Below are 26,578 nucleotides of genomic sequence, written 5' to 3'. Positions count from 1 at the left end.
CGACTGCACGGATCTGCTTCGATGACCGGTGGAAGGGAGTGACGCGTGGCGACCGTGCACCACTGGACCGGCCTGGAGGCCAAGGCCCTGCGGCTCGCCCTGCGACTGAGCGTGCGGGCCTTCGCCCAGCAGCTCGGCCTGGCGGTCGCGACCGTGTCCAAGTGGGAGAGCAAGCTCGCCGGCACCGAGCCGAGACCCGACACGCAGGCCATCCTCGACACCGCTCTCGGCCGCGCGGACCCCGCAGTCCACCTGCGGTTCGAAACGCTCTTGTCCGAGATGACCAGCCCGGTGCAGAACGCCGGCCGACGCCGCGTCACCGCCTCTGGTCCCCGGGCCTGGGAGTACGAGTCCTGGGCCGATGATCTCGATCGCGTCGTGGTCGCCTTGTCCCGGCAGAACTTCGCCTTCGCCGACAGCCTCCTGACCCGATGGCTGGGCCGGTTCAAGGCCCCCGAGCTGGACGAGAAGGGCCTGTATCTCTTCGCCCGCTCAACCGCCCTGTTCGGCGACCTCAAGCGCGACCAGGGCGTCGTCCTCGGCCCGCTGTCCGCCCAGCACTCCTATGCCGGTGCCCGCGCGGTCTTCACCCAGCTCGACATCCCGCGCCGCGTCGCCCAGCTCGACCTTTCCCTCGCGGTGGTCACAGAGATGTCCGGGAAGCTGGAGATCGCCGCCCGCAACTACGAGACTCTCGCGGTCGACGACCGTCTCTCCCACCGCGACCGGGCCCGCGCGAGGCTGTGGGTGGGGACCGCGCTGAGCAAGGACGGCCAGCATGACTATGCGACCCGCGTCATGACCGCGGCGACCCGCGACTTCGAAGACCTCACCGAACCCGATGACTGGTCGGTGGCCCACCAGAAACTCGCCCTCGCCCGCCGCGGCGCCGGGGACCTCACCCAGGCCCTGCACTTCATCGACATCGCCCGAAGCAGCGGGACGACCGACTCACCGATGCAACGCGTGCGACTGGACACCGCTCATGGCCACATCCTGCTCTCCGATGCGGCGACCCGGGATGATGGAGACCTCGTCCTCGACCAGGCCGCCAAGGTGGCTGCGCAGTACGGACTCGTGCACCAACTGCACAGTATCGAGGGCATCAAGGCCATGAGCGAGGGGCCGACCGGCCCCCGGCAACGGTGACCAGGGAGAAACGCGTGAGCAACGACCAGCAGGGCATCACCGAGGACCAGTGGCGCCAGGCCATGCTGATCTGGGAATACCACCAGATGCAGCACGAGCTGCGGCCCGCCGACGTGGCGATCGGACTGGGCAGCCACGACCTCGGCGTCGCCGCCCATGCCGCCAAGCTGTATCGCTCCGGGCTCTTCCCGACCCTGGTGTTCACCGGCGGCAACAGCCCCACCACCGCCAAGGTCTTCCCGCGCGGCGAGGCGGTCCACTTCCGCGAGCACGCCATCGAACTCGGCGTCCCCGCCGAGGCGATCCTGCTGGAGCCGAACGCGACGAACACCGGGCAGAACATCACCCTCTCCCGTGAGGTCCTCGCCGCCGCCGGCATCCACCCCAAGACGGTTCTGCTGGTCTCCAAGCCCTATATGGAAAGGCGGTCGTTCGCGACCGCCCGCAAGCTGTGGCCCGACGTCGAGATCCTCTGCGCGTCGGAGCCGCTGGAGTTCGACGACTATCTGAAGTCCATCGGTGACGAGAAGCTCGTCCTGGACATGCTCGTCGGCGACCTCCAGCGGGTCATCGAGTATCCGAAGCTCGGATTCGCCATCGAGCAGGAGGTCCCGGAGGACGTGCATGCCGCATACGAATCCCTCATCCGCGACGGTTTCACCAGCCGCCTCATCAACCCGTGACCTCCCTGCCTCCGGCGGGCTGTGCGCGATCCACCAGCCGAACTTCCTGCCCCGGCTGACCACGCTGGCCAAGCTGTTCGCGGCGGACTACTGGATCGTCCTCGACGACGTCCAGTTCACCCGCCGCGACTACCAGCACCGAGCCCGCCTCGCCGCCCTCGACGACCCGGCCCGCCACCAGTGGCTCACCATCCCCACCCACCTACCGAACGGGCGGCCCACCCTCATCCGGGACGCGCTGATCGACGACCCGAACCTGGCCCGCCGCAGGACCGCGGGGATGCTGCGGCAGCACTATGCGGCCAGCCCCCACTGGCCCGCCCTCGCCCAGGCCCTGGACCCGGTGCTGGACACCTTCACCACCGGACGGACCGCGACGGTCGCCGAGATGTCCACCCGCGTCCTGCTGAACCTCCTCGGTTGGCAGGGCCGGATCCTCACCAGCAGCAGTAGCAGCCTGCCCGCCCGACCGGGCCGATCCGTCCGGCTCGCCGACCTGGCCGCGGCGGCCGGCGCCCGCACCTATCTGTGCGGGACCGGCGGACTGACCTATCTCGACCCCGCCCCGTTCGCGGCCGAGAACATCTCCGTGGCGCCGTTCCGGCCGCCGACTACCGGCATCTGGTCCTCCGGGCGGCGGCTCAGTGCCCTATGGGCATTGGCGACACTCGGCCCGCAGGACATAGCCGCCGGCTTCCAGGCCCTCACCGTCCACGAGACCCGACTACGGGCCGCTGCCTGACCCGCCGCCCCCTCCTTGGAGAGGGAGGTACCACTGAATATCCCCAGTCGCGTACGACCTCCTGGTGAACCACGTACCGGTATCTGTGCTCAGCTGCATGATCCGAAGGGAGCTGGGCCGGGGCGGGCGGCGGGCAAACGCCGCACGTTGCCGGCGGCGGCAGCCTGCTCCCGCAGCTGTTCGATCTCCTGGTGCTGGGCTGTCAGCCGGGAGATCGAGGGTGTCGTCGATCCGCGGAGGCGAGTCCTCGCCTCCGCGTGGGGCTGAAGCCGCATAGGTAGAAGGTAGAGGCGGCTGCAGCGGATCTACGCTCGCCAGCTGGTGTCGCCAGATTGGCTCGTACGGGTGGTCGCTGTCCCTCATAGCGGTCCTCGTCGCAGCTCGCGGCGTGCCGGTCGTGCTGCCGCGTTCGTGCGGGCTTGGGTGGTTCGTGCCTGCACGCCGGGGACCTGCCGGGCAGCGAGGCGTTGGATGCGCCAGGTGAGGGTCCTGGCGGTGGAGCGGGCGTCGTCCAGGGTGCGCTGCCGTGCGGCGTGCTGGAGGAGCTGTTCGGGGTCGTGGCCGGTGGTCTCGGCCTCGGTCAGGGCGGTGGCCAGCGCGGGCCAGGCGGGGTCGTCGAGGACCTGTTGGGCGTGGTCGGGCAGGATCGCGATGATGCGCTGGGCGTGACGTTCCATGGTGCGGGCGGGTGGCTGGCGCTGGGCCAGGGCGGCCAGCGGCTCGGCAGCAGCCTGTTGGTAGGCGGCCTGGAGATGGACCAGGGCCTGGTGGGCGGCGGCGACCTGCTGGTCGTGCCGGCGGGCTTGGTGCCAGTGGGCTGTGGCGATGACGACGAGGACGGCGATGTCGAGGAACATGGCCAGCCCGGAGCCGTCGCCGGTGGCCGGTGCGGTGCGCAGGGCGCGGACTGCGCTCCGCAGAGCGCGGGCCTGGCCCTGCTGGGCGCGGATGGGGGAGCGGGTGGCGCGTTCGAAGACGATGGCGGCCTGCTGCAGGTGTGGCCGCAGGTGGCTGGGGGCGAGCAGCGGCAGGACATCTATGGCTTCGCCGAAGGCCGCGATGTGGGCCTGGGCGGCTGCGTCGTCACCGTGGTCGAGGTGGTGGCGGATGCGCTCGGTTGCGGCGGCGGCCTGGTGCCAGGGGTTGGGCCTGCGCCGGCTGCCCGTCTGCGAGACGGACGGGGCCTCGACGGCGGTGAGGCGTTCCGCGATCTTGGGGAAGGACAGGTCGGGGGCGAGTTTGGCGCCGGAGAACCAGATCGGCTCGCCGATGGTGTTGGTGTCGCCTTCCACGGCGACCTTGTACCCGCGTACGTCGCCGGACGGGAAGCGCTGGACGTCGATGAGGACGCCCTCGACCCCGTCGAGCAGGTGGAGGAACTCCTCCGGGCTGGTGGCGATGGACACCAGCTGGCGGACGGTGGTGCGCAGGCGCTCGCGGGAGGTCTTGGTCTTGCCGGCGCGGCGGGCCTTCTCCGTCTCGGCGCGGGTGGGGCGCTGGGCGGCGGTGCGGTCGCCGCGCACCACCCGCTTCAGGCCGTATTCCTTCTCGATGGCCGCGAGTTCCTTGTCCGCGGTCAGGTAGTCGTTCCAGTGGCGGGCGGTGCGCAGGTCGCCTCGGACCTTGGTGGCGGCGATGTGGATGTGGTCGTCCGCGTGGCGGACGGCGACCCACCGGCACCCATCGGGATCGCCTTGTGGCGCGATGCCGGTGGCCGCCACAATCCGGTGGGCGATGTCGGCCCACTCGGCGTCGGTGAGGTGCCGGTCGCCGGGCGCGGCACGTACCGAGCAGTGCCACACGTGCCGCTCGGGTGCTCGGCCCAGTCGGCGGGCTTGCTTGACCCGCAGGTCGAGGTCGGCCACGAGCCGCATCTTCGTGGCGCCGAAGTCGTCGGCGCGGCCGGGATCTGGAGCGAAGCCTCCCCAGGAGGCGACCAGGTGCGGGTCGGTGTGGTCCTTGGCCTTCTTCGTGTCGAACAGATACCGGATCAGGCCGGCGGTGCTCTTTCCGCTGCCGATCTTGGCGATCACCGGGCCGCCTTCGCGGAGACGGCGTGGTTCATGGTCTGCGCGATGTCGCCGATGGCGGCGCGGACGGCGTCCAGGGTGCGCTCGGTCTGGGTGAGGATAGCGGTGTCCCCAGGGTGCGGATCGCCTCCGGCGTTGAGGCGGTGGGCGATCTGGTTCACGTTGTTGCCGATGCGGGCGACCTGGGCCCGCAGGGCGTCGAGCTTGTCGAGGCAGTCGTCGAGCTGGGTGCGCTGCCCAGCCAGGCCCACGGTGAGATCGCCGTCGAGATAGGCCATGATGACGGCGCCGACGAGGTGGGCGCCGGCGATGCCCATCTTGCGGGAACGGGCGAGGATCCGGGTCTTCTCGTCGACGCTGTAGCGGACGTCGACACGCTCTTTACGCTGGACGCTCTCGCGGGTACGCCGGCGAGCGATACGACGCAGGGTGACTTCGTCGGCGAGCGCGGCGGGGGACTGCTCGGCCGCGCCGGCGGGCGTTTCCTCCTCGGGAACCCCCTGGTTCCCGAGGTCCTCCGCCACCCCCGGGGCGGAGGAGTCCGCGTTGGACCGGCCCTTGGACGGTCCAACGTCATACCTTGCTGCGCTGGTGGCGGTAGTGGTCATCTGCTGCGGCAGTCTTGGCACTTCGTGGTGAGGGTCGTGCATCGGGCGGTTCTCCGTGCGTGGTGGGGAAAGAGGTCATGGCTCCAAGACCGCTCGTCCCGCGGCGGGCTGTGCGGGGACGAGCGGGAGGAGTCGAGCGTGAGGGTGACGGACGTGCCTGCGGACTCAGTGGGCGCCGACGGGTTCCTTGCCGGGCTCGGGCTGCCGCCGACGGGCGGCCTGGTCGAGTTCGGCCTGCACGTGGTCCTTGATCTGGGTCAGGCGGTCCTTGCCGATGCGGTACCCAGCGGCGCGGATGGCCGCCTCGATGTTGCGGCGTGAGGCGCGGTCCCCGCGTCCCAGTGGTGCGGTGCGGGCGATAGCGAGCAGCTCGTCGAAGGTGGCGTCGTGTTCGTGGCCGCCTTCTTTGGTGAGCGGCTTCGGGGCCTGCGGCACCTTGACTGCTGCCTCCGCTACGTCCGCGCGCTCGGCCACATCGGGCGAGCACCGCACCTTCTTCGGCAGGGAGGTCTCATCGGCCGAACCGGCAGGCGGCTCGGCACTGTCTCTGCCGTTGTGGCTGTGGCCGACCGTTTGGCTCGTTGTGGCAGCAGCCTCATGGGCGCGGGGTGTGGGGTGGCGTCTGATGACGAGGTCGAGGTGGACCGCGCCAGCGAGCGCGAGAGGGGCGATGGCGGACAGGGCGCCGACGGTGATGTCGTCCAGGTGCAGTCCGGCGGTGCGTGCCTGCTGGTTGAGGCGGATTGCGTGCAGGGCGTTGGCCCAGATGCTCGTGACCGTGGCGAGCCCGACGAGTGCCCAGACGTACAGGCGTGAGCGCCAGGGTGCGGTGCGCAGGATGAGCAGGGCTGCGACACCGATGGCGATGAACCCGTCGATCACCAGCGGGAAGGCGTATGTGAGGACTCCGCGGACGTGGATGGCGACGGCCATCTGCCGCAGGGCGTCATAGGACAGGGCGAAGCCGATCGCGCCGACCAGGGCGACCCCGAGGCGGATCGCGGCAGTCAGCGCCGACACGGGAGTTTGGGTGGTGCGTGAAGGCAAGCGTGGTACTCCAGGGAGAGACGGCTGCCATAGCCACAGGGCAGGGTTGCCGGTGGGGAGGGGGCGGACTCGTCACACCCGTCGCATGCCTGGTCAGGGCAGGTACGGGAGCCTGGCGTGATACGGGAGGACCCGTCACAGGCACCGGACCCGTCACGGGGCTGACCTGCGATGCGACGTGTGCGACGGGTGTCTACGGGAGTACAGCCGACTCGTGACGGGTGGTCTCACCGCTGCCGTCGGGAGGCTGCTCCTCAGGGCAGTAACGGGCCCAGGCGTCGGTGAACTGCGTGCGGGTGAATCCCCGGGCCTGCCGTCCGCCCTCGAAGCGGAGGACGGCCGCCTGGATGCCGAAGTCCTTCAGAAGGATCCCCAGGTAGCGCGGGGTCAGGCCGGTGTTGCGGTACTCCGCCCACGGAGCCTCCTGGTCCTTGAGCAGTTCCTCCAGCAGGTCCCGCGTGCGCACGGTGTCGGGATCGCCGTAGCACGCGAAGACGCGGCGGATGTCCTTCAGCAGGCGCGTCTTCACGTTGGACTCGTCGTCCTGGCCGACCTCGGCCGCGCACATCGCTGCGCACGCTGCCCGTGCTCTCTCCGGCCAGGTGCCGCCTGCCAGTTCAGCGACGACCACCAGCGGCTCCCAGGTGTCCGCAGCCCGGTCCTGCACCGGCATCGGCGGCACCAGGTCGGCTGCGGTGTCCATCAAGGGACGCAGCCAGGCGGTCAGCCGGTCACGCAGGGCGTGCAGGGCGGGGATGTCGCGGCGGGAGCGGAATTGCTCCACTCGCTCACCCGGCTTGCGCCGCTGCATGCGGACTACCACGGCCCGGTCCATGACCGTGTCCGGCAGGTCCCCGATGCCGGCGAGCGCGGCCATGGCGAAGGTGGGGAACGCCTGCGGCTTGTGCTCGGGGCCGGAGATGCGCAGGGCGGGCCGGTTGCGCTGGTGGCCGGCGTTGAGTAGGCCGCGCAGCTCCTCGTTCTTCTCGGCGGCCTTGATGCTGCCGAAGATGGTGTCGGCTTCGTCCACCAGCAGGGTGGGCGGGTCGTCACCGATGGCGCGGAAGACGACCGCTGGGCTGGTGTTGACCGTGATCAGCGGCTCGCGCACGGTTTCCGTGATCACATCCAGCAGGCGGGACTTGCCGCACCGCTTCGCCGGCCCGACCACCGCCAGACGCGGTGCGTGTTGCAGCGCAGGCTGGATGTGCGTGGCCGCCACCCACAGTGTGACGGCGGTCAGCGCCGCACTGCCGGGAAGAACCACGTACCGCGCGATGGCTTCCCGCAGTTCGTCCAGCAGCTGCGCGCCTTCGCCGGCCTGTCCTGGCTCATCGTCCTCGGTGGCGGAGGCACCCAAGGCGGGGTCCTGGCCGGGGACGGCGACGGGCGGCCAGGCGGGTAGCGAGGATGCGGCGGGGGTGGTGGGAGACGTAGATTCGTCCACAGGCGTTCCTTCCCGGTGGGCCGGACGGGCAAGGCCCGGCTCACCGATTCGATCGTTCAAGGGCGATGGGGCGGGGACTCTGTGGCTCTCGGCGGTGGCTCGCCGAGAGCCGTTTCGCTGTCCCGGCGGCTTCAGGCCGTGAGGTCGTACGCGGACTGGGTGTTCACCCAGGCGTCCACCTCGGGCCAGCGGTAGCGCAGGTGGCGACCAACCTTGTGCACGTTGGGGCCGATGCCCCGGTACTTCCACTGGTAGAGGGTCTTCACCGGCACCCCGAGAAAGGCCGCGACCTCCGCAGGGCTGGCGAGCGGGCCACGGGCAGCTGCAGCGGTTGCAGGGGCATTGGTGCTACGGGGAGAAGAGGTTGGCATGCGGCTCCTTTTCAGTCTTGGACAACGGCCTGGACAACACAGCCACACCTCACAGAGAGAAGTCCAGAGTTGGTTCTGAAACTCTGTACTACTTCTCTCGGCGTGGCTGGGGAGGCGAAAACAGTAAGGGTGGATGAGCGGTTGCCAAAATCGCTTCCCACCGAACCCGAAATTTTTTACGGCGAAGCTATCGGTAGAGGTGTCGGAATCCGATACCTCCGCAGGTCGATGATGTTGCTGAGTGCGCGGCTGTCATCCGATGCACCCGGTGCACTGTTCGGTTGATACCTGCTCGAATCGCCCATACTCGGAGCGCGATGGGAAGGTAGCACGACATTCCAGAAGGGACGGCCCGTGATGTGCCGGAATTCGATGAGAGGAACGCCACTCAGTCGTGGGGTGACTTCTGTAGAGTTTAAGAACCAACTCTTGCCATAACGCCCGGACGCAAGTTACAGCTAACTGTTATGGCAACCCGACCTGTCGAAATAGGCCCCGCCGGCCTTTACACCGCCCGCGCCATCGAGCACCTACGCCTCGTGCGCGGCCTGACCCAGCAGCAGCTCGCCGCTCGCTGCACCGCGCTGGGCCGACCGATGACCAACACCGCCCTCAGCCGCACCGAACGCGCGCGCCGTCGCTGCGACATCGACGACCTCGTCGTCATCGCCACGGCGCTGGGCATCCCCGCCGGGACCCTGCTCCTGCCGCTCCCGTCGGTGACCAGCGGCGACCGGGAGGGGTGCTAGTTGGCGCGGGTCTGGATCGAGGACCGCATAGGGCACGCGGCATACGCACGTGCCGCAGCTGATGCCAAGCGGGCGGGCCGTACGCCACCCGGACGCTACCGGGTCCGCTGGTACGACCCCGACGGCAAGCCGAAGATGAAGACCTTCGCCCGAAAGGTCGACGCCGAGGCGGATCGGACGAGGATGGAGTCCCGTCTCAACGACGGCTCCTACCGCGATCCCGCAGCCGCACGCGTGAAATTCGCAGAGGTGGCGGAGTCCTGGCTGGCCGCGCAGATCCATCTCAAGCGTTCGACCCGGGGCCGCTATCGCGGAGTTCTCGACGTCCATGTGATCCCGAGATGGGGCACCACCCCGCTGGATCGCATCAACTTCGAGGACATCGCCGAGTGGCTCGCGGACCTGCTTTCCGGCGAGGCGACCGGCGGGAGGAAGCTCAGCCCCAGGTCGGTCCGCAAGGCGTACGTCGTCCTCAGCCGCGTTCTCGGCTACGCGGTGAAGGCCCGTCGCCTTGCGGTCAACCCGGCTGTCGGCGTGCCTCTGCCGAAGGCGGCGCCGGCCGACCACGTGTACCTCGACGACATGCAGGTCGACGCACTGGCCAACGCGTCGGGTGCCTACCGGGTGTTCATCCTCCTGCTGGCCTATACCGGTCTGCGCTGGGGTGAGGCGTCTGCGCTGACGGTGGGCCGCGTGGACCTGGCCTCCTGCCGGGCCCACATCGTCGAGGCGTACGCCGAGGACAACGGGAAGCTCTACCTCGACACCCCCAAGAACCATGAGCGGCGGTCCGTACCGATCCCGCGGTTCCTCGCAGAGGAGTTGAAGCCGCACGTTCAGGGGCGGCGAGATGAGGAGTTGCTCTTCACTGCCCCGCAGGGCGGACCGCTCAGGGCGCGGAACTTCCGTCAGCGGTTTTTCGCACCGGCGGTCGTGAAGGCCGGGCTGGGCCACCTCAAGGTCACCCCGCACAAGCTGCGGCACACGGCGGCCTCGCTCGCCATCGCCAGCGGAGCGGATGTCAACGTCGTGCAGACGATGCTCGGCCACAAGTCCGCGACCCTGACGCTCGACACGTACGGGCACCTCTTCCCTGACCGTCTCGACGAGGTGTCGAAGAAGATGCACAAGCGCCGCGCCAAGCAACTGGCCAAGGCGAAGGCCAAGCTGGAGAAGGCTGAGCGGAAGGCCCGAGAGGCCGCCGAGGCGGTGGCCGCCCTGGAGGACGATGCCGCGTGACGTGTGTCTAATCCGTGCCAGGAAGCCGTAACCGACGGGGGCCGCGCTCTCCACCGCACTGATGCGGTGGAGCGGCCCTTTGCGCCTTCCTCGGTTCAGGTCAGCCGCGGTCGGCGGCCTTCCTGCCAGGCCCGGTCAAGCGCAGCAGCGGTCGCATCCCCGGCCAGCCGCTCGACTTCTTCGGGCACCTCCCGCTCGTCGAGCACGAAGAGCCGGCCGCCGACGAGCTGGGTGGTCGTCTTCCAGCCGAGACGGTGCCCTGCTTCCCGAGCGGCTTGGCGGACGTCCTTAAGCTCGCCCATCTCCGCAAGCTCGTCGCTGCTCAGGATCAGTTGTCCGTAGTAGCCCTGGTACTCGGGCTTGATCGCGGCCCGCATCAGGGACTCGACACGCTCGACCAGCTTCTCGTACCGGCGCCGGGCCAGCTCATCCTCACCGGGCATCCTGCACAGCTCCCCACCATCCGCACCACGGCATGTGTGCCATATGTGTGCTGCAAGCGCAGGAGCCCTCCCGTCCGCTGGACGGAAGGGCTCCTGACCTGGTGTTTCTCTGTGCCCCCGGCAGGATTCGAACCTGCGACACCCGCTTTAGGAGAGCGGTGCTCTATCCCCTGAGCTACGAAGGCGTGGGCCCGTGTGTGTGGGTCCAGGCGTCAGCGTACCGGAATCGGTTGGGGGTGTGGGGGTCAGGTCAGGGGGACGGGGGTGAAGCGGGAGGCTGTGTGGAGGTCGGTCTCGATGTGGGTGGCGGTGGTGGTCAGGGCGGGGAGGAGGGTGTCGAGGCAGGCCCGGGGTGTGTGGCGGGCGGTGTGGGTGGCGGTGGTGAGGGCGGCGACCGTGCGACCGGCGCGGTCGTGGAGGGGGACGGCGAGGGTGCGGACGCCTTCCTCCGACTCCTGTTCCGTCAGGGCGTGTTCCCGGCCCTCCAGGAGGACACGGCCCACTGCCGTGTCCGTCGTGGCCGGCACGCGTGCACCGACGCGGATGTCGACGCGCATGACGTGGCGGGCGGTCGCCCGGGCCGTGTACTGGATCTCGTCGCCCGTTTCGGTGAGGGCCGCCAGGCAGGTCGTCTCCTGGATGCTGTCGGTCAGGGTCCGCAGGTGGGGTTCCGCGAGGCGGGGGAGGGAGGTTCCCGCGAGCGGGGGGAAGCCGAGGGAGAGGACCCGGGGGGAGAGGGCGAAGGTGCGGTCGGCGGCGTGGTGGGTCACCAGGTTCAGGTGTTCGTAGGTGATCAGGGCTCTGCGGGCCGTCGCCCTGGGCAGGCCCGTGGCCTGCGCCACCTCGGTGAGGGTCAGGGCGGCCCGGCCCTCTCCGAACGCCGTGAGCACGGTCAGGCCGCGGGCCAGGGAGGCGACGAACTCGCGGCCCAGTTCCTGCTTCGACGCGCTCGTCCAGGCGGCCAGGCCCGCGGGCGACGGGCCCGGTTCGGTGTGCGGGGCCCGGCGCAGGTCCTCCTCCATCACCGCGACGGCCCCGCGGAGCCGGGGGAGGAGGGTGTCGCGCAGGTCGGCCGCCGTGTGCCGGCTGGTGTGGCTGACGACGTTGGCGACACAGGCGAGGCGTCCCGTGAGGGGGTCCTGCACGGGCGCGGAGACCGCCACCAGGCCGGGTTCGATCAACTGGTCGTCCAGGGACCAGCCGTCCGCGGCCGCCCGCTCGGTCCGTCGTACGAAGTCCTCCTCCGCACGGGTGGGCGGGGCCGGGGACGGGGACGGGACCGAGGGGACCGCGGGGAAGGTGCGGTCCTCGGGGTCCGTCGACCGGCGGGTACGCCAGCGGGTCCAGTCCGCTCCGGTCCATTCGGTCGCGAACAGCGGTCCGGGGGCGGTGCGTTCGGCCGGGAGCAGGTCGCCGATGCGGAAGCTGAGGGACAGCGCGCGGCGGCGGGTCGCCTGGTGGATGAAGCGGATGCCGTCGCGGTCGGCGACCGCGAGCGACACGGACTCGTCGAGTTCGTCGGCGAGGGCGTCGGCCCGCGATCCGAGGAGGGCGGGCAGGCGCAGCGCGGCCAGGTAGGCGTTGCCGATTTCCATCACCCGCGGGGTCAGGACCGCGTCCCGGCCGTCCGGGCGGACGTACTCCATGCGGGCCAGCGTCGCCACGATCCGGTCGACCGTGGAACGGGCCAGGCCGGTGGCGCGTTCCAGGGCGCTCGGGCTCATCGTGCCGCCCGCCGCGGTCAGCGCCTCCAGGACGGCCACCCCGCGGATCAACGGCGTGACCGCCTCCTCCGGCGCCCGGCTGCTGTCCGGGGCGGTGGCGGTCGGGGGGGTCGTCCTGGCGGGCATCGTCTCTCCGGGTACGGCGGTCGCGGGTACGGCGGTCGCGGCAGGTCGCGGCAGGTCGCCCACGGTAGCCGCGCCTCCGCCGGCCCGGTGTCCGGGACGCCGTCCTCCGCCGGCACCCCAGCGGTGGGCGAGGCCCGTCGCGCGTCCCGACGCCGGGCGGCCGTACGCCCCTGCCCGCCCGGTCTCCCGCCCGGTCTCCCGCCCCGGGCGGCTACTTGCGGGTGATCCGCACCCGGTACGTCCCCTTCAGGTCCGCCGCCACCACGGAGATGCGCACCCCCCGCTCCGCGTCCTTGAACGTCTCGCCCGGCACGAGCGGCGCGTCGGACAGTTCGGCGTGGACGTTCGGGCTGCGGGTGCAGCCGCCGCTGTCGCGCCGGGAGTCGTGCACCGTGACCGGGCCCATGCCGGTGTCGATGTTCGCGTCGACCTTGTAGACGAGGACGCCGGGACGGCACACCGCCTCGTCGTTGCCGCCGCGGGTGCGCAGTTCGACGGCGTACCCGGCACGGCTGTCGAGGGGGACGAAGACCAGTTTGGGGCCGCCCCGCTCCGAGAGGGGGGTGAGCGCGTACTCGCCGGTTCCGGGGCCGGACGCGCAGCCGATCTGGTCGGCGTCGAGCCAGCCCAGCTTCCACTTGTGCCAGCCCAGGAAGTCGTTGTTGGCGCCCCAGTCCTCGCTCATGATGTCCCAGTGGCCGACCGCGCCGCCGCCCTCCTGGGTGTAGAGATCGGGCAGGCCGAAGACGTGGCCGTTCTCGTGCGGCAGGACGCGGTAGCCGGTGCGGTCGTAGGAGCCGGAGCCGTCGTCCTGGCGCGAGTAGACGAAGGACGCGTTGGCGACGGGGACGCCGTCGGCGACCGGGGCCTCGTGGTTGCCGGCGAACGTCACCGACAGGACGGTGTCCAGGGCGGAGGGGCCCGCGTTGGGGGTGACCAGTACGTTCAGGAGGTCGTACGCCCGGAAGTCGACGGCCGGGTCGGCGGCGGCCACGATGTCCTGGACCAGCTCGCGGTAGCCGGGATCGAAGGGCGCGCCGCGCTCTATGCCGTACGAACGGAACGGCTTGGGCATGCGCAGCCAGTCGGGTACGGGGGTGTCGGCGCGGTAGTCGAGGCGGCCGTAGGACGCGGTGCGGAACCACTCCTGGGTCTGGGGGAAGAACTCGCGGAACCGGTCCTGCGCCTTGCCGCGACCGGGGGCGTCCGAGAAGTCGATCATGAGGGTCAGGGCGCGGACGGTGCCCGTGGCGCGGGCGTAGCCGCCGGTCGTCGGGACGCCCTCGGACATCTGGACCGCGGACCTGGCGGTGATCAGGCAGGGGGCGAGGGCGGGGGTGCGGGCCGGTGAGATCGGGCCCGCGCCGGCCGGGCCGGGGTGCGGCGAGAGGTGGCCGGTGCCGGCCGAGGTGCTGACCGCGAAGGTCAGCGCGGTCACACAGGCGAGGCCGGCCGTACGCCGCCGGGGTATGTGTCGGCGGAGCGGCTCCCGGGGCGTGCCGTGACGGCCTGCCCCGGGGCGCTCAGGCTGCGGCTGCATGCGGGAACCCTTCGCGCCAGGCAGCCGCGGATGACCGGCTGCGCCCTTTCGCCCACCCTCGGCGGGAGCGGTCGGCGGCGCGCGCTGGAGCGGCCGATCGTGGATTACCGGGGAGTAGAGGCGAGGTGGGGCGAGGTGTGACCCAGGTCACGTGAAAAGAATCGGCATCCGGGAAATAACCGGGGATCGTCTCCCCGTTTAGCCATGTGTCCGACCGAAACGGGGATCGCTTCCCCGGATCGCGCGACGACGGCGGCCTCGGCCGTGCGCCGCAGCACCACAGGCACCACACACGCCACCGGCATCACCGGTGCCACCGGCACCACACACGCCACCGGCATCACCGGTGCCGGAAGCGACACCAGTACCGCCCGACACGTCATCGACCGAAGGAGTACGCCGTGCAGACCGCCGCCGCCCCCGTGCAGCACAAGGTGACCCGGCCGCGCGCCGACGCCCTGCGCAACCGGGAGCGGATCGTCGCCGCGGCCCGCGAGCTGTTCGTCGAACTCGGCCCCGAGGTGCCGCTCGACGACGTCGCCCGCCGGGCCGGTGTCGGCAACGCCACGGTGTACCGCAACTTCCCCGACCGGCAGGCGCTCGTCCGCGAGGTCGTCTGCTCCGTCATGGACCGCACCGCCCAGGCGGCCGCCCAGGCGCTCGCCGAGACGGGCGACGCCTTCGGCGCGCTGGAGCGCTTCGTGCACGTGGCCGCCGACGAACGCGTCAGCGCACTGTGCCCGATGATCGCCAGCACGTTCGACGAGAACCACCCCGACCTCCTGGCCGCCCGCATGCGGGTCGAGCGGCTCATCGAGGAGGTCATGGAGCGTGCCCGGCAGGCCGGTCAGCTCCGCGACGACGTCGGCCTCGGTGACCTGATGGTCGCCGTGGCCCAGCTCAGCCGGCCGCCGGCGGGCACCGCCTGCCTCAACGCCGACCGTTTTCTTCACCGCCATCTCCAGATGTTCCTGGACGGACTGCGGGCCCCGGCCCGGTCGGTCCTGCCGGGTGCGGCCGTGACCATGGAGGACCTGCGCCAGGCCTGAGTCACCCCAAGCCACCCCAAGACACCGCAAACCATCGCAAGCCACCGGACATCGCCTCACGGCACCGAGGGCGACCACCGCCCGGCCGGCCGACTGATCGACCGGCCGGCTGATCGGCCGACCGGTCGACTGATCAGCGGCCGTCGGTCCGTCGGTCCGTAGGTCCACCGATCTTTCCCGCGGCCGTCACCGTCGACGAGCCGCCCTCTCGCTCCGCCCTTTTTCTTCACCGAGTCCTGATATTTCCGTCACGAAGTTCTGAAGTGGGTACCTCCATGTCTGACACAGCCACCACGGCTCCGGGCGTCCGCCAGGCGGACCCGGCCCGCTGGAGAGCGCTCGTGTTCATCGCGCTCGCCCAGCTGATGGTCGTCCTCGACGCGACCATCGTGAACATCGCCCTGCCCTCCGCCCAGCAGGACCTCGGGATCTCCGACGGAAACCGCCAGTGGGTCGTCACGGCGTACGCCCTCGCCTTCGGCGGGCTCCTCCTCTTCGGCGGCCGCATCGCCGACCTCTGGGGCCGCAAGCGCACCTTCGTCCTCGGCCTGGTGGGCTTCGCCGCCGCCTCGGCGCTCGGTGGCGCGGCCACCAACGAGGCCATGCTGTTCGGCTCCCGCGCGCTCCAGGGCGCCTTCGGCGCGCTGCTCGCGCCCGCCGCGCTCTCCCTGCTCGCCGTGATGTTCACGGACGCCAAGGAGCGCGCCAAGGCGTTCGGCATCTACGGCGCCATCGCGGGTGGCGGCGGCGCGGTCGGCCTCATCCTCGGCGGTTTCCTCACCGAGTACCTGGACTGGCGCTGGACGTTCTTCGTGAACATCCCGTTCGCGGTCGTCGCCGCGGCCGGCGCCTACTTCGTCATCCGTGAGCCCGAGGGCGGCCGCAACCGCTCCCCGCTCGACATCCCGGGCGTCATCCTGTCGACCCTCGGCCTGGTGGCCCTGGTCTACGGCTTCACCCGCGCCGAGTCCGAGGGCTGGAGCGACAGCCTGACGATCGGCATGTTCGTCGCGTCCGCGGTGCTGCTGGCGACCTTCGTGGCCGTCGAGGCGCGGGTCGCGTCCCCGCTGCTGCCGCTGCGCGTGATCACCGACCGCAACCGCGGCGGCATCTACCTCTCGCTGGGTCTCGCGATCATCGCGATGTTCGGCCTGTTCCTCTTCCTCACCTACTACCTGCAGATCGTGAAGGGCTACACGCCGGTCAAGACCGGTTTCGCGTTCCTTCCGATGATCGTGGGCATGATCACGGGCTCGACCCAGATCGGCACCCGTCTGATGACCCGGGTCGCGCCCCGGCTGCTGATGGGCCCCGGCTTCCTGGTCGCCGCGCTCGGCATGCTGCTGCTGACCCAGCTGGAGATCGGCTCCTCGTACGCGTCCCTGCTGCTGCCGGCGATGCTGCTGCTCGGCCTCGGCATGGGCACGGCGTTCATGCCGGCCATGTCCCTGGCCACCCAGGGCGTCGAGCCCCGGGACGCCGGTGTCGCCTCCGCGATGGTCAACACCTCGCAGCAGGTGGGCGGCGCGATCGGTACGGCACTGCTGAACACGATCGCCGCCTCGGCCACCACCTCGTACATCGCCGACCACATCGGCGGCGCGGGCACCCGCTCCCAGCAGGAGCTGGTCCAGCTGGAGGGCCTGGTGAACGGCTACACCAGCGCGATCTGGTTCGCCGTCGGCATCCTGGTCGTCGCCGCCACGATCGCCCTGACCTTCGTCAACGCCGGCAAGCCGGACATGGGCGCGGTCACGGGCGCCGGCGAGGGCGCCGAGGACGCCGTCCCGATCCCGGTGGTGGCCCACTGATCCGGCGCACCTGACGTACCGCCCCGGCTGCGGCTAGCGCAGCCAGGGCAGGTCGGCACCCGCTTCGTTCGGCTGGAGTCCCTCGGCGACGATCTGCATGATCTCGCCGAGGGACTTCTGCTGTTCCGGGGTGAGCCGGTCGAAGAGCGCGTTGCGTACGGCGGCCACGTGGCCCGGCGCCGCGCCCCTGAGGACGTCCAGGCCCTCGTCGGTCAGCACCGCGAACTGGCCGCGCTTGTCGGAGGGACAGTCCTCACGCCGTACCCAGCCGTTCTTCTCCAGGCGCGCGACGGCGTGCGAGAGGCGGGAGCGGGTGATCTTGGCGTCGCGCGCGAGTTCGGTCATCCGCAGCCGGCGCTGGGGGGACTCGGCGAGCTTGACGAGGAGACCGTAGTAGACGTGCGGCATCCCGGCGTCACGTTGCAGCTGGCGGTCCATGTGGTCCTCGAGGAGGGTGGTGGCGTGCAGGTACGAGCGCCAGATGCGCTGCTCCTCTGCGGTGAGCCACTGGGGCTCGGAAGCGGGTGCGGCTGCCTTCGTCATGCGCTCCACTCTACGGGCTCCATTCTTGAAAATTAAACAAGTGGGATCTACAGTTATGTACGGACGGGAAGTTTAGAGTTCAAGGAAATCTGGACCCGCCCGAACACGTCGAGCCGCCGAGGGAGTTGCCGCCATGTCCGCCGCCACCCAGGAACGTGCCGTTCCGCAGGAGCGCATGCCCGCCCTGTATCTCAGCCATGGCGCCCCGCCCCTCGCGGACGACGCCGTCTGGCCCGGCCAGCTCGCCGCCTGGTCCGCCGACCTGCCCCGCCCCAAGGCGATCCTCATGGTCTCCGCCCACTGGGAGGAAGCCCCCCTCGCTCTCGGCGCGGTCGATCCGGTCCCCCTGGTCTACGACTTCTGGGGCTTCCCCGAGCACTACTACCGGGTGCGCTACGACGCCCCGGGCGCGCCGGAGCTCGCCGAGAGCGTGCGCAAGCTGCTGCGCGCCCCCGGCATCCCCGTGCAGGACATCCCCGACCGTGGCCTCGACCACGGCGCGTACGTCCCGCTCGTCGAGATGTTCCCGGCCGCCGACATCCCGGTCCTCCAGATCTCCATGCCGACCCTCGACCCCGTGAAGCTCATGGAGATCGGCCGCAGGCTCGCGCCCCTGCGCGACGAGGGCGTGCTCATCGTCGGCTCCGGGTTCTTCACCCACAACCTGGCCGCGCTGCGGCACACCGGCGGAGGCGTGCCCACCTGGTCCTCCGAGTTCGACGACTGGGGGCGGCGCGCCCTGGAGACCCGCGACTGGGACGTCCTGCTGGACTTCCTGCACAAGGCCCCGGCGGGCCGGTACGCCCACCCGCGCACCGAGCACTTCGCCCCGTTGTTCGTCACCATGGGCGCCGCGGAGGCCGCCGGTGAACTGGACGCGCAGAAGTCGGTGATCGACGGGTTCTGGCTGGGGCTGGCGAAGCGGTCGGTGCAGTTCGGCTGACCTGTTCGCCCGCTCGCCCACCTGACTGCCCGCCCACCTGCCTGCCTGCCGGTCGACCGGTCCGCCGGCAGGCGGGCGGACGGGACGGTGGGCCTGTTGCCGACGTGCCGCCCGCCGTCGTACCGCCCGCAGTCGTTCCCGCTGCCCGCCGCAGGTCTCGCCGCCCACCGGGCCCGCCACTCGCCGGTCCGTTCTCCCGACGGGCCGACCGGCCCGTCGGCCACGGGCGCCTCTCGTGCGAGGTGACGTCCCGGTGGCGGCCGAACTCGCGGACCACCTCGCGGCAGGTGCCCACGTGCCGGAAGCCGAGGCGTTCGTGCGGGCGCACGGACACTCTGGTCGGGCCGGGCGATGCCCGCGCAGGCCCGGTGCGGGTCCTCGCCGGACAGGACCGCGAAGAGCGCCTCGTACGGCAGCGTGCCGACACCGCGGCCGCCCGTGTCCGGGCGGAGGCGGACCGTGACCTCGGCGGAGGTCGCGCGGGCGGGCTTCGTGCGCGAGGGGACGGAGGCGGCGCACCCCGGAACTTCCTGTGAGTCCGGGTCCGTGGCAACCATCAGGCGGTACGGACCGTCTTCAGGGTGGGAGCGCGGCCAGGAGCGGCGCTCCTCCGGAGTGAAGATCGCGGTGTCGCATGTGATCGGCGTCTCACGTACGGAGAGGTCGCGGAGGTCGGCGAGGGCTTCGGGATCTCCCTCGGTCCCCGGTCTGACCTGCATCTCTGCATGTTTTAACCGCATGTGTCCCCCTCCTGGGGCCGGACAGGGTACTGCATGATCAGAAAAATCGGGGGGCCGGTGGGGAATTCTGTCCTGATTCCAGTCGTTGTATCCATCGGATGCAGGGCACCCGAGGAGAGTCCCGAGAAAGTCCCGGGAGGACCCGAGTCGGTGCACCGGTGTCCACGGACCACCCGCTGACCCCACCATCGCAAGGGAGCACGCATGGCAACCCGTGCCGTCGCCCGTCGTCAGTCCGCCTCCGGCGAGACCGGCGCGGCAAGCAGCGCTCGCGTTCACGGCGGAGAGATCGCCGACCGCGATCTGGTCGGCATGTACCTCGACGAGATCGCGCGCACGCCTCTGCTCGACGCCGCCAAGGAAGTCGAGCTGTCGCAGATCATCGAGGCGGGTGTGTTCGCGCGACAGGTCCTCGACGGATACGAGGAGTCCGAACTGGACGCCTCCCGCGAGGAGCTCGAGGCGCTCGTCGCCGACGCAGAGCGCGCCAAGGACGTCTTCATCCGTTCCAACCTGCGGCTGGTCGTCGCGGTCGCCCGCCGCTACCCGCGCAGCGGTCTGCCCCTGCTGGACCTGGTCCAGGAGGGCAACGCGGGCCTGGTCCGCGCGGTCGAGAAGTTCGACTACCGCAAGGGCTTCAAGTTCTCCACGTACGCCACGTGGTGGATCCGCCAGGCCATCACGCGATCCATAGCGGACCAGTCGCGCACGATCCGGCTGCCCGTCCACCTGGTGGAGGAGCTGGGCCGCATCCGCCGCGTGCAGCGGGAGTTCAACCGCGAGCACGGGCGCGACCCGGAGCCCCTGGAGATCGCCGCCGAGCTGGGTTCCACGCCGGAGCGCGTCACCGACGTGCTCGACTGGGCGCGCGACCCCGTCTCGCTGAACATGGCGGTCGACGACCAGGGCGAGACCCAGTTCGGAGACCTGCTGGAGGACACCTCGGCGGTGTCGCCGGAGCAGTCCGTCCTCACGCTGCTGCGCAGCGAGGAACTGGACGGCCTCATCGACCGCCTCGACCCGCGTACCGCCTCCATCATCAAGATGCGGTACGGCATCGATGACGGCCGCGAGCGCACGCTGACCGAGGTCGGCAAGGAGCACGGTCTGACGCGCGAGCGGATCCGGCAGATCGAGAAGCACGCGCTGCTGGAACTGAAGAAGCTGGCCCGGGACACCGGGTTCGAGGCGGCGGCGTAGAGGCACAGGACGGACGCGCCGCGTCCGCGAGGGGTTCGCGTCCGGGACGGTTCCCGTCCCGGGCCGGGTCCCGGCGGGCACGGCGCCCGTCGACGACGGGTGAGCGGTCGACGGGCGCGCGGCTCGCCACGGGCGTGCGCGGGTGGCGGAAGTACGCGCAAACATGGCGCAGAAGGCCGCTTTCAACCGGTGGAGCGGGGGAAAAAGACTTCTGGGTGCGGGAGTCGGGGCGCGAAGGAGCGGACCTGACCGCCGGACCCGCGGCCTCACGGCGTTCGTGCGACCCCTCGTTCTCCGTGCCCGAGTGACATCTCGTGAACCCGTGAACGACATGGGTGACACGAGGACCGTCCGCCGACCCGCTTCCGGTCGCACCCAGCCACGTCCCGACGCACACCCCCCCCGGCGCCGGGACTTCCCCGAGTCGGGCTTCGGCGCCTCCCCCCCTGGCGCCGGAGCCCGGCTCCTTTTGGTGGGCCCGCTCGGTGATCCTGCTCGGCGGGCTTGCTCGGTGGGCTTGCTCGGTGGGTCTGCCGCCTTCGGCGAGTCCGCCCCTTCCGGCTCCCGGCGGGCCCGGGAGCCGGAAGGGGCGGACGTCCAGGCGTCCGGACCGGGCTCCGATCGCGGCCGCACAGGGGAGGGGGAGCCGCCGCGGGGAGCGACCGGGCCGGCACACCGGCATGCCGAAGGGCGGGGCACCCCGTACCTGAACTCCGGGGTGACCCGCCTGGATGGCAGATTGTGCCACATGGGCATAGCCTGCCGATGTGACAAGCTCCACCCCCGTACCATCCCCCTCCTCCACCGCCCCGTCGGCCCCGGCCTCGCTCACCGAGCGGCGCAAAGCGGCGACCAGGATGGAGATCGCCCGGGCGGCCGCCCGCCTCTTCGCCGGTCGTGGCCTCCGGGCCACCCGTGCCGAGGACATCGCCCAGGCGGCCGGCGTCGCGCCGCGCACGTTCTACCGGTACTTCGCCACGAAGGAAGAGGCGGTCGCCCCGCTGTACACGGTCGGCGCCCGGCGCTGGGTGGAAGCGGTGCGTGACGCCCCGCCCCGCCTGTCCCCGCCCGAGGCCCTGGAACACGCGGTACGGCAGACCCTCACGCCCGGCGTCGGCGTCTCGGCGGCGTCCTGGGAGTGGGTCCGCACCCTCATCCGCCTCGCCTCGGCCAGCCCCGCCCTGGGCAAGGTCTGGGCCGAGGTCTGCCACACCTCGGAGGGCGCCCTGGAAGAGGTGCTCGGAGCGCGGGCGGCGCAGGGAGCGGGGAGACCGGAGGGTGGGGCCGAGCCCGACAACGTTGCCGAGCATGCGGAGCCCGCCGCGCCGACCGTGCCGGCTGGGCCCGCCGTACCCGCCGTGCCGGTCGGTCCTGCCGCGCCCGCAGAGCCGACCGTGCCCGCAGAGCCCGCCGCGTCGTCCGTGTCCGCCGGGGCGGTCGAACCCGCGGGGCGGGCCGAGCCCACCCCTCGTCAGCGCTTCGTCGCGGCGGTCGCGTGCGCCGCGGTCCGTGTCGCCGTGGAGAGCTGGGCCGTGACCGACAGCCCCCCGAGCGGTCCGCAGGGCCCGGCGGAACTTGCCCTGCGGAACCTCGAAGCGGTGCGGGGGATGGAATGGGGGAGCGGCGCCGACGCCCCCGCCTAACCGTCCCCGCCGGGCTCCCCGGCCCCTCCGGACGCCGTGGCCCCACCGGCCTCCCCGCCCGTCCGCACTCCGGCCCCCGCCCCCGCCGCAGCTTCTGCTTCCGCTCCGGCCCCCGCCCCGGCTCGCTCCAGTCGTCCCCCCAACTCGCTGACGCACCGCATCAGTTCACTCGGCGAGTGGACCGTGAACTCGTGGCCCAGCATGGCCAGCCGGACCGCCAGCCATTCCACGGGGTCACCGGTGACGGACCGCAGGCGACAGCCTCCGGGGGCCGGCTCCGGGCGGCCGAACCAGGCGGGGAGCCGTGCGGCGACGGTCTCCGCCGGCGCCCGGAAGGTGACCTCGAACGCGTACGTCTCCTGGTGGCGCTGGATCGACCGGCGCAGGTACTCCGCGGCGTCCCCCTGCGGCACGTCGCGCGGGGCGAACCGGGTGCCGGTGGCGAAGGGTTCGCCCACCCGGTCGACGCGGAAGGTGCGCCAGTCGTCGCGTTCGAGGTCGTAGGCGACGAGGTACCAGCGGCGGTCCGTCGAGACCAGGCGGTACGGCTCGGTCAGACGGCGCGACTCGGTGCCGTCCTTCGCGCGGTAGGCGAACCGCAACCGCTCGTGTCCGGCCACCGTCGAGGCGATGACGGTCAGCGTCTCGGGCGTGATGCTGGCACCGTCCCCGCTGGTCAGCGGGGTGGTCGCGGCCTGGAGGGTGGAGACGCGGTGGCGCAGCCGGGCCGGCAGCACCTGCTCCAGTTTCGCCAGGGCCCGTACGGACGCCTCGTCCACGCCCTCCAGCGCGTGCCCGGCACCCGCGCGCAGGCCGACCGCGATGGCCACCGCCTCCTCGTCGTCGAGGACGAGCGGGGGCATCGCCTTGCCCGCGGCCAGCCGGTATCCGCCGTCGGAGCCCTTGGTCGCCTGGACGGGGTAACCCAGTTCCCGCAGCCGGTCGATGTCCCGCCGGACCGTGCGGCGGGAGACCCGGAGCCGGTCGGCGAGTTCGCCGCCGGGCCATTCGCGGGGCGTCTGGAGCAGGGAGAGGAGTTGCAGCAGCCGAGCCGGAGTGTCCGTCGTCATGCGCCGAGGATGCCGCACCAGTAGGACATGTTCTGGCCTACATCCCTCCTACTGTTCTCGCATGACCTCCAACGAGACCGAGTTCTCCGCCGGTTCCGGCCCGGCCGGGCACCCCACAGGGGCCGACATCCCGGCGGCCGGGGACGCGGCCGACCGCCGCCGGTGGTTCGCTCTGGCGATCGTGATGACCGCGGCCTTCATGGACCTCGTCGACGTCACGATCGTCAACATCGCCATCCCGTCCATGCAGCGCGACGCGGGCGCCTCCGACAGCCAGGTCCAGTGGATCACCGCCGGTTACGCGCTCGCCTTCGCCGCCGGCCTCGTCACCGGTGGCCGCCTGGGCGACATCCACGGCCGCAAGCGGGTGTTCCTCCTCGGCGTCGGCGGCTTCACCCTCGCCTCCGCGCTCTGCGGCTTCGCCGCGAACCCCGAGATGCTCGTCGCCTCCCGGCTCCTCCAGGGCGGCATGGCGGCGCTGATGGTCCCGCAGGTGCTGTCGATCGTGCACGCCACCTTCCCGGCGCACGAACGCGGCAAGGTCTTCGGGCTCTTCGGCGCGATCGTGGGCCTGGGCGCGGTCTCCGGACCGCTGCTGGGCGCGCTGCTGACGGAGTGGAACCTGTTCGGGCTGGAGTGGCGCCCGATCTTCCTCATCAACCTGCCGGTCGGCGTCGCGGCCCTGCTCCTGGGCGCCCGCTTCATCACCGAGTCGCGGGCGCCGAAGGCGCTCAGGCTCGACCTGGTCGGCGTCGCGCTGGTGACGCTCGGTCTGCTGATGCTGCTCTACCCGCTGACCCGCGGCCGCGAGCTGGGCTGGCCGCTGTGGGGCCACCTGTCGATGGCCGGCGCGTTCGTCGTCTTCGGCGCGCTGGTGGCGTACGAGCGGCGCAAGGGCGCGCGGGACGGCTCGCCGCTGATCGAGCTGTCCCTCTTCCGGGTCAAGAGCTTCGCCGCGGGCATCGCCGTGCAGACGGTCTTCGGCGTCGGCCTCGGCATCTTCTTCCTGGTCTGGACGCTGTACCTCCAGATCGGCCTCGGCTGGAGCGAGCTGCGCGCCGGCCTGACGGGCATCCCGTTCTCCCTCGCGGTGTCGACGGCCGCCGGTCTGTCCGTGCAGAAGCTGGTTCCGCGCTTCGGCCGCAAGGTGCTCCAGGCGGGCGCGCTGACCATGGGCGCGGGCGTACTGCTCTACCTGTGGGAGTCCGGCCGCCACGGCCTCGGCATCTCCCCGTGGCAGATGATCGTCCCGCTCACGGTGATGGGCGTCGGCATGGGGCTGATCGTCGCCCCGCTGACCGACGCGGTGCTGTCGGAGGTGCCCCGCGAGCACGCCGGGTCGGCGTCCGGCCTGATCAACACCGTGCAGCAGATGGGCAACGCGCTCGGCCTCGGCCTGGTGTCCGTCGTCTTCTTCGGCCGGATCGGCGACCGGTTGAGCCCCGCCGAGGCCGGCCCGGAGTTCGTGGCCGCCTTCCGGTACGCGCTGGGCTGGGTGGCCGCCGTGATGGGCGTGATCTTCCTGCTGATGTTCGCCCTGCCGAAGCGGCCCGCCCAGCATGTGGAGGGCGCGGGAGAGACGGAGCTGCCGGCGACCGGGAAGGAGCCGGAACTCGTGTCCTGAGGGAGGGTGAGGGCCGGGACCGGCCGAGAGGGCGCCGGACCGGCCCCGGGAGGACCCGGCCGGCCCCGGGAGGACCGAACACCGGCCGCGAAGGGCCCGGCACCCGCGAAGGGGTGTGCCGGGCCCTTCGCCCGTGTCGGGACGCACGCGGGTGCGTACACGCCCGTGTCCGGACGCACGCGGGTGCGGTCGGCCGGGGAGTGATCGGACGACGGACGGAAGTCCGTTCATGCCCGAATGGCATCCGAACCTGTTTACTTTCCGGAAATCCGGGCGTAGCCTCCAGGCGAAACCACAGATTCGGACATGGATCCGGGAACGGTCGGAGGCGAACGGACATGTACGCACCGGAGCGGCAGCAGGAGATCCTGCGGCTCGCCCGTGACGGCGGCCGGGTGGACGTCCTGTCGCTGGCCGAGGAGTTCCAGGTCACGGCGGAGACCGTCCGCCGCGACCTGAAGGCCCTCGACCGCGCCGGCCTCGTCCGCCGCGTGCACGGCGGCGCCATACCGGTCGGACGCCTCGACTTCGAGCCGGACCTCGCCGAACGCGAGTCCACCTCCGCCGACGAGAAGGACCGCATCGCCAAGGCCGCCCTGACCGAACTCCCGGCCGAGGGCACGATGATCCTCGACGCCGGCACGACGGTCGCCCGCCTGGCCGCCGCCCTCCCGCTGGAGGCCTCCCTCACGGTGGTCACGCACTCCCTGCCGATCGCGGCCCGCCTCGCCGACCACCCCGGCATGCAGCTCCATCTGATCGGGGGGCGCGTACGGCACCGTACGCGCGCCGCCGTGGACGCCTGGGCGCTGCGCGCGTACGGCGAGATCCGCGCCGACGTCCTGTTCGTCGCCGCCAACGGGTTCTCCGCCGAGCACGGCCTGACCACCCCCGACCTCGCCGAGGCGGCGGTGAAGCGGGCGGCGATGGCCGCGGCCCGCCGGGTCGTGCTGCTCGCCGACTCCTCCAAGCACGGGCAGGAACACTTCGCCCGCTTCGGCGGCCTGGGCGACGTGGACCTGCTGATCACCGACAGCGGGCTGGACCCCGACGACGCGGCCGCCATCGAGCACGGCGGCACGGAAGTGGTACGCGCATGATCCTCACCGTCACCCCGAACCCGTCCCTGGACCGCACCTACGAGGTCCCCTCCCTCGACCGCGGCGAGGTCATCCGCGCCACCGGTGAGCGCATGGACCCCGGCGGCAAGGGCGTGAACGTCTCCCGCGCCGTCGCCGCCGCCGGCCGGCGCACGGTCGCCGTACTGCCCCTGGGCGGTGCGCCGGGCGCGCTCGTGGCCGAGCTGCTCGACGCGCAGGGCATCGAGGTCGCGCCGGTCCCGGTCACCGGGGCCACCCGCTCGAACATCGCGCTCGCGGAGTCCGACGGCGTACTGACGAAGATCAACGCGCCGGGTCCCGAACTCTCCCCGGCGGAGCAGGAACTCCTGCTGGAGACCGTGCGCGGACAGTCCCGCGACGCCGACTGGATCGCCTGCTGCGGCAGCCTGCCCCGCGGACTCGCGCCCTCCTGGTACGCCGAGGTGGTCGCGCGGGCGCACGCCGGGGGCGCGCGGATCGCGCTGGACACGTCGGGGCGCGCGCTGCTGGAGGCGCTGCGCGAGCGGCCCGACGTGGTGAAGCCGAACGCCGAGGAGCTCGCCGAAGCCGTCGGACGCCCCCTGGCGACCGTGGGCGACGCGGTGAAGGCGGCGGAGGAACTGCGCGGGATGGGTGCGCGCGCCGTGCTCGCCAGCCTCGGCGCCGACGGGCAACTGCTCGTGGAGGACGCGGGCACCTGGTTCGCCACCGCGCGCGTCGACGCCGTCCGCAGCAACGTGGGGGCGGGGGACTCCTCCCTCGCCGGTTTCCTCGTCGCCGGCGGCAGCGGCCCGCGGGCGCTCGCCTCCGCCGTCGCGCACGGCGCGGCCGCCGTCCAGCTGCCCGGCAGCGTGATGCCGGCCCCGGCCGACCTGGACCCGGCGGCGGTGACGGTCACCTCGGACGTGCCGGTGGACCGCGAGCTGAGGGAGCCCGTGTCATGACCCCCTTCCCGGC

General features: G+C 71.6%; 23 protein-coding genes, 1 tRNA gene and 1 pseudogene. 13 read left to right on the top strand and 12 right to left on the bottom strand.

Features of this window, described 5'->3' with window-relative positions:
• Window positions 1-45: 45 nt before the first annotated feature.
• The 3 genes from ACZ5FU_RS13285 to ACZ5FU_RS13275 are packed head-to-tail and all read left to right on the top strand — an operon-like array spanning window position 46 to window position 2,574.
• Window positions 46-1,149: a helix-turn-helix domain-containing protein gene (locus ACZ5FU_RS13285; RefSeq protein WP_468646120.1), complete on the top strand. Its 1,104-nt coding sequence runs from the start codon at window positions 46-48 to the stop codon at window positions 1,147-1,149.
• Window positions 1,150-1,163: 14 nt separating this feature from the next.
• The gene (locus ACZ5FU_RS13280) at window positions 1,164-1,832 is read left to right on the top strand and encodes a YdcF family protein (protein WP_468646118.1); all 669 of its coding nucleotides are present in this window, start codon (window positions 1,164-1,166) and stop codon (window positions 1,830-1,832) included.
• The gene (locus ACZ5FU_RS13275) at window positions 1,774-2,574 is read left to right on the top strand and encodes a WbqC family protein (protein ID WP_468646116.1); all 801 of its coding nucleotides are present in this window, start codon (window positions 1,774-1,776) and stop codon (window positions 2,572-2,574) included. The genes ACZ5FU_RS13280 and ACZ5FU_RS13275 overlap by 59 nt, the downstream gene beginning before the upstream one ends.
• Window positions 2,575-2,933: 359 nt before the next feature.
• Here the strand turns inward: ACZ5FU_RS13275 and ACZ5FU_RS13270 are convergent, their stop codons facing one another.
• From ACZ5FU_RS13270 to ACZ5FU_RS13250, 5 genes are all read right to left on the bottom strand, one after another.
• Window positions 2,934-4,607, bottom strand: coding sequence for a relaxase/mobilization nuclease domain-containing protein (locus tag ACZ5FU_RS13270; protein WP_468646115.1), 1,674 nt, complete (start codon window positions 4,605-4,607; stop codon window positions 2,934-2,936).
• Window positions 4,604-5,254, bottom strand: coding sequence for a MobC family plasmid mobilization relaxosome protein (locus ACZ5FU_RS13265; RefSeq protein WP_468646113.1), 651 nt, complete (start codon window positions 5,252-5,254; stop codon window positions 4,604-4,606). The genes ACZ5FU_RS13270 and ACZ5FU_RS13265 overlap by 4 nt, the downstream gene beginning before the upstream one ends.
• A gap of 123 nt (window positions 5,255-5,377) precedes the next feature.
• Window positions 5,378-6,232, bottom strand: coding sequence for a DUF2637 domain-containing protein (locus tag ACZ5FU_RS13260; RefSeq protein ID WP_468646112.1), 855 nt, complete (start codon window positions 6,230-6,232; stop codon window positions 5,378-5,380).
• A gap of 220 nt (window positions 6,233-6,452) precedes the next feature.
• Window positions 6,453-7,706 (bottom strand): DUF3631 domain-containing protein, encoded by a 1,254-nt coding sequence (locus ACZ5FU_RS13255; RefSeq protein ID WP_468646110.1) that lies wholly within the window; start codon window positions 7,704-7,706, stop codon window positions 6,453-6,455.
• A gap of 131 nt (window positions 7,707-7,837) precedes the next feature.
• Complete coding sequence (locus ACZ5FU_RS13250; RefSeq protein WP_468646108.1) at window positions 7,838-8,077, bottom strand: helix-turn-helix transcriptional regulator; 240 nt, start codon at window positions 8,075-8,077, stop codon at window positions 7,838-7,840.
• Between the two features lie 467 nt (window positions 8,078-8,544).
• Here ACZ5FU_RS13250 and ACZ5FU_RS13245 point away from each other — a divergent pair, with 467 nt between their 5' ends.
• Both ACZ5FU_RS13245 and ACZ5FU_RS13240 read left to right on the top strand, forming a co-directional pair.
• Window positions 8,545-8,826 (top strand): helix-turn-helix domain-containing protein, encoded by a 282-nt coding sequence (locus ACZ5FU_RS13245; RefSeq protein WP_468646106.1) that lies wholly within the window; start codon window positions 8,545-8,547, stop codon window positions 8,824-8,826.
• The gene (locus ACZ5FU_RS13240; RefSeq protein WP_468646104.1) at window positions 8,827-10,065 is read left to right on the top strand and encodes a tyrosine-type recombinase/integrase; all 1,239 of its coding nucleotides are present in this window, start codon (window positions 8,827-8,829) and stop codon (window positions 10,063-10,065) included.
• Window positions 10,066-10,160: 95 nt separating this feature from the next.
• On the opposite strand, the gene ACZ5FU_RS13235 is transcribed toward ACZ5FU_RS13240, so the two are convergent.
• From ACZ5FU_RS13235 to ACZ5FU_RS13220, 4 genes are all read right to left on the bottom strand, one after another.
• Entirely contained in the window at window positions 10,161-10,508 is a 348-nt protein-coding gene (locus ACZ5FU_RS13235) for a hypothetical protein (protein ID WP_468646102.1), read from the bottom strand.
• 112 nt (window positions 10,509-10,620) lie between these two features.
• Window positions 10,621-10,693: transfer RNA gene (locus ACZ5FU_RS13230), tRNA-Arg, on the bottom strand.
• Window positions 10,694-10,753: 60 nt separating this feature from the next.
• Complete coding sequence (locus ACZ5FU_RS13225; protein ID WP_469045337.1) at window positions 10,754-12,358, bottom strand: helix-turn-helix domain-containing protein; 1,605 nt, start codon at window positions 12,356-12,358, stop codon at window positions 10,754-10,756.
• Between the two features lie 211 nt (window positions 12,359-12,569).
• Window positions 12,570-13,898, bottom strand: coding sequence for a M6 family metalloprotease domain-containing protein (locus ACZ5FU_RS13220; RefSeq protein ID WP_469045336.1), 1,329 nt, complete (start codon window positions 13,896-13,898; stop codon window positions 12,570-12,572).
• A 401-nt stretch (window positions 13,899-14,299) separates the two neighbouring features.
• On the opposite strand from ACZ5FU_RS13220, the gene ACZ5FU_RS13215 reads away from it, so the two are divergent.
• Together ACZ5FU_RS13215 and ACZ5FU_RS13210 are read left to right on the top strand one after the other, a co-directional pair.
• Window positions 14,300-14,947: a TetR/AcrR family transcriptional regulator gene (locus ACZ5FU_RS13215; RefSeq protein WP_451525971.1), complete on the top strand. Its 648-nt coding sequence runs from the start codon at window positions 14,300-14,302 to the stop codon at window positions 14,945-14,947.
• Between the two features lie 275 nt (window positions 14,948-15,222).
• Complete coding sequence (locus ACZ5FU_RS13210) at window positions 15,223-16,758, top strand: MFS transporter (protein ID WP_451525970.1); 1,536 nt, start codon at window positions 15,223-15,225, stop codon at window positions 16,756-16,758.
• A gap of 33 nt (window positions 16,759-16,791) precedes the next feature.
• Here the strand turns inward: ACZ5FU_RS13210 and ACZ5FU_RS13205 are convergent, their stop codons facing one another.
• Entirely contained in the window at window positions 16,792-17,301 is a 510-nt protein-coding gene (locus ACZ5FU_RS13205; RefSeq protein ID WP_451525969.1) for a MarR family winged helix-turn-helix transcriptional regulator, read from the bottom strand.
• Between the two features lie 133 nt (window positions 17,302-17,434).
• On the opposite strand from ACZ5FU_RS13205, the gene ACZ5FU_RS13200 reads away from it, so the two are divergent.
• Window positions 17,435-18,244, top strand: a complete 810-nt coding sequence (locus tag ACZ5FU_RS13200; RefSeq protein ID WP_451781363.1) for a dioxygenase family protein — start codon at window positions 17,435-17,437, stop codon at window positions 18,242-18,244.
• Window positions 18,245-18,473: 229 nt separating this feature from the next.
• Here ACZ5FU_RS13200 and ACZ5FU_RS13195 read toward each other — a convergent pair.
• A pseudogene (locus ACZ5FU_RS13195) lies at window positions 18,474-18,984 on the bottom strand (GNAT family N-acetyltransferase); the annotation flags it as partial.
• Between the two features lie 204 nt (window positions 18,985-19,188).
• Here ACZ5FU_RS13195 and ACZ5FU_RS13190 point away from each other — a divergent pair.
• The gene (locus ACZ5FU_RS13190; protein WP_451525967.1) at window positions 19,189-20,184 is read left to right on the top strand and encodes a sigma-70 family RNA polymerase sigma factor; all 996 of its coding nucleotides are present in this window, start codon (window positions 19,189-19,191) and stop codon (window positions 20,182-20,184) included.
• 767 nt (window positions 20,185-20,951) lie between these two features.
• Window positions 20,952-21,827, top strand: coding sequence for a TetR/AcrR family transcriptional regulator (locus ACZ5FU_RS13185; RefSeq protein ID WP_469045335.1), 876 nt, complete (start codon window positions 20,952-20,954; stop codon window positions 21,825-21,827).
• Here ACZ5FU_RS13185 and ACZ5FU_RS13180 read toward each other — a convergent pair.
• Entirely contained in the window at window positions 21,824-22,897 is a 1,074-nt protein-coding gene (locus tag ACZ5FU_RS13180; RefSeq protein WP_469045334.1) for a helix-turn-helix transcriptional regulator, read from the bottom strand. The two genes, ACZ5FU_RS13185 and ACZ5FU_RS13180, sit on opposite strands and share 4 nt — an antisense overlap.
• Before the next feature lie 61 nt (window positions 22,898-22,958).
• On the opposite strand from ACZ5FU_RS13180, the gene ACZ5FU_RS13175 reads away from it, so the two are divergent.
• From ACZ5FU_RS13175 to pfkB, 3 genes are all read left to right on the top strand, one after another.
• Window positions 22,959-24,521 carry an MFS transporter gene (locus ACZ5FU_RS13175; RefSeq protein WP_468834734.1) on the top strand — a complete coding sequence of 521 codons (1,563 nt, stop codon included), beginning with the start codon at window positions 22,959-22,961 and terminating at the stop codon, window positions 24,519-24,521.
• A gap of 338 nt (window positions 24,522-24,859) precedes the next feature.
• Window positions 24,860-25,621 carry a DeoR/GlpR family DNA-binding transcription regulator gene (locus tag ACZ5FU_RS13170; RefSeq protein ID WP_468646088.1) on the top strand — a complete coding sequence of 254 codons (762 nt, stop codon included), beginning with the start codon at window positions 24,860-24,862 and terminating at the stop codon, window positions 25,619-25,621.
• A complete protein-coding gene (gene pfkB, locus ACZ5FU_RS13165) occupies window positions 25,618-26,565 on the top strand; it encodes a 1-phosphofructokinase (RefSeq protein ID WP_468646086.1) in 948 nt (315 codons plus the stop codon). Before ACZ5FU_RS13170 ends, pfkB begins: the two co-directional genes overlap by 4 nt.
• Window positions 26,566-26,578 lie beyond the last annotated feature (13 nt).

This window comes from Streptomyces sp. NPDC031554, assembly GCF_055580685.1.
The sequence above is the reverse complement of the archived record's forward strand: the minus strand, read 5'-3'. Positions and strand labels throughout refer to the sequence as shown.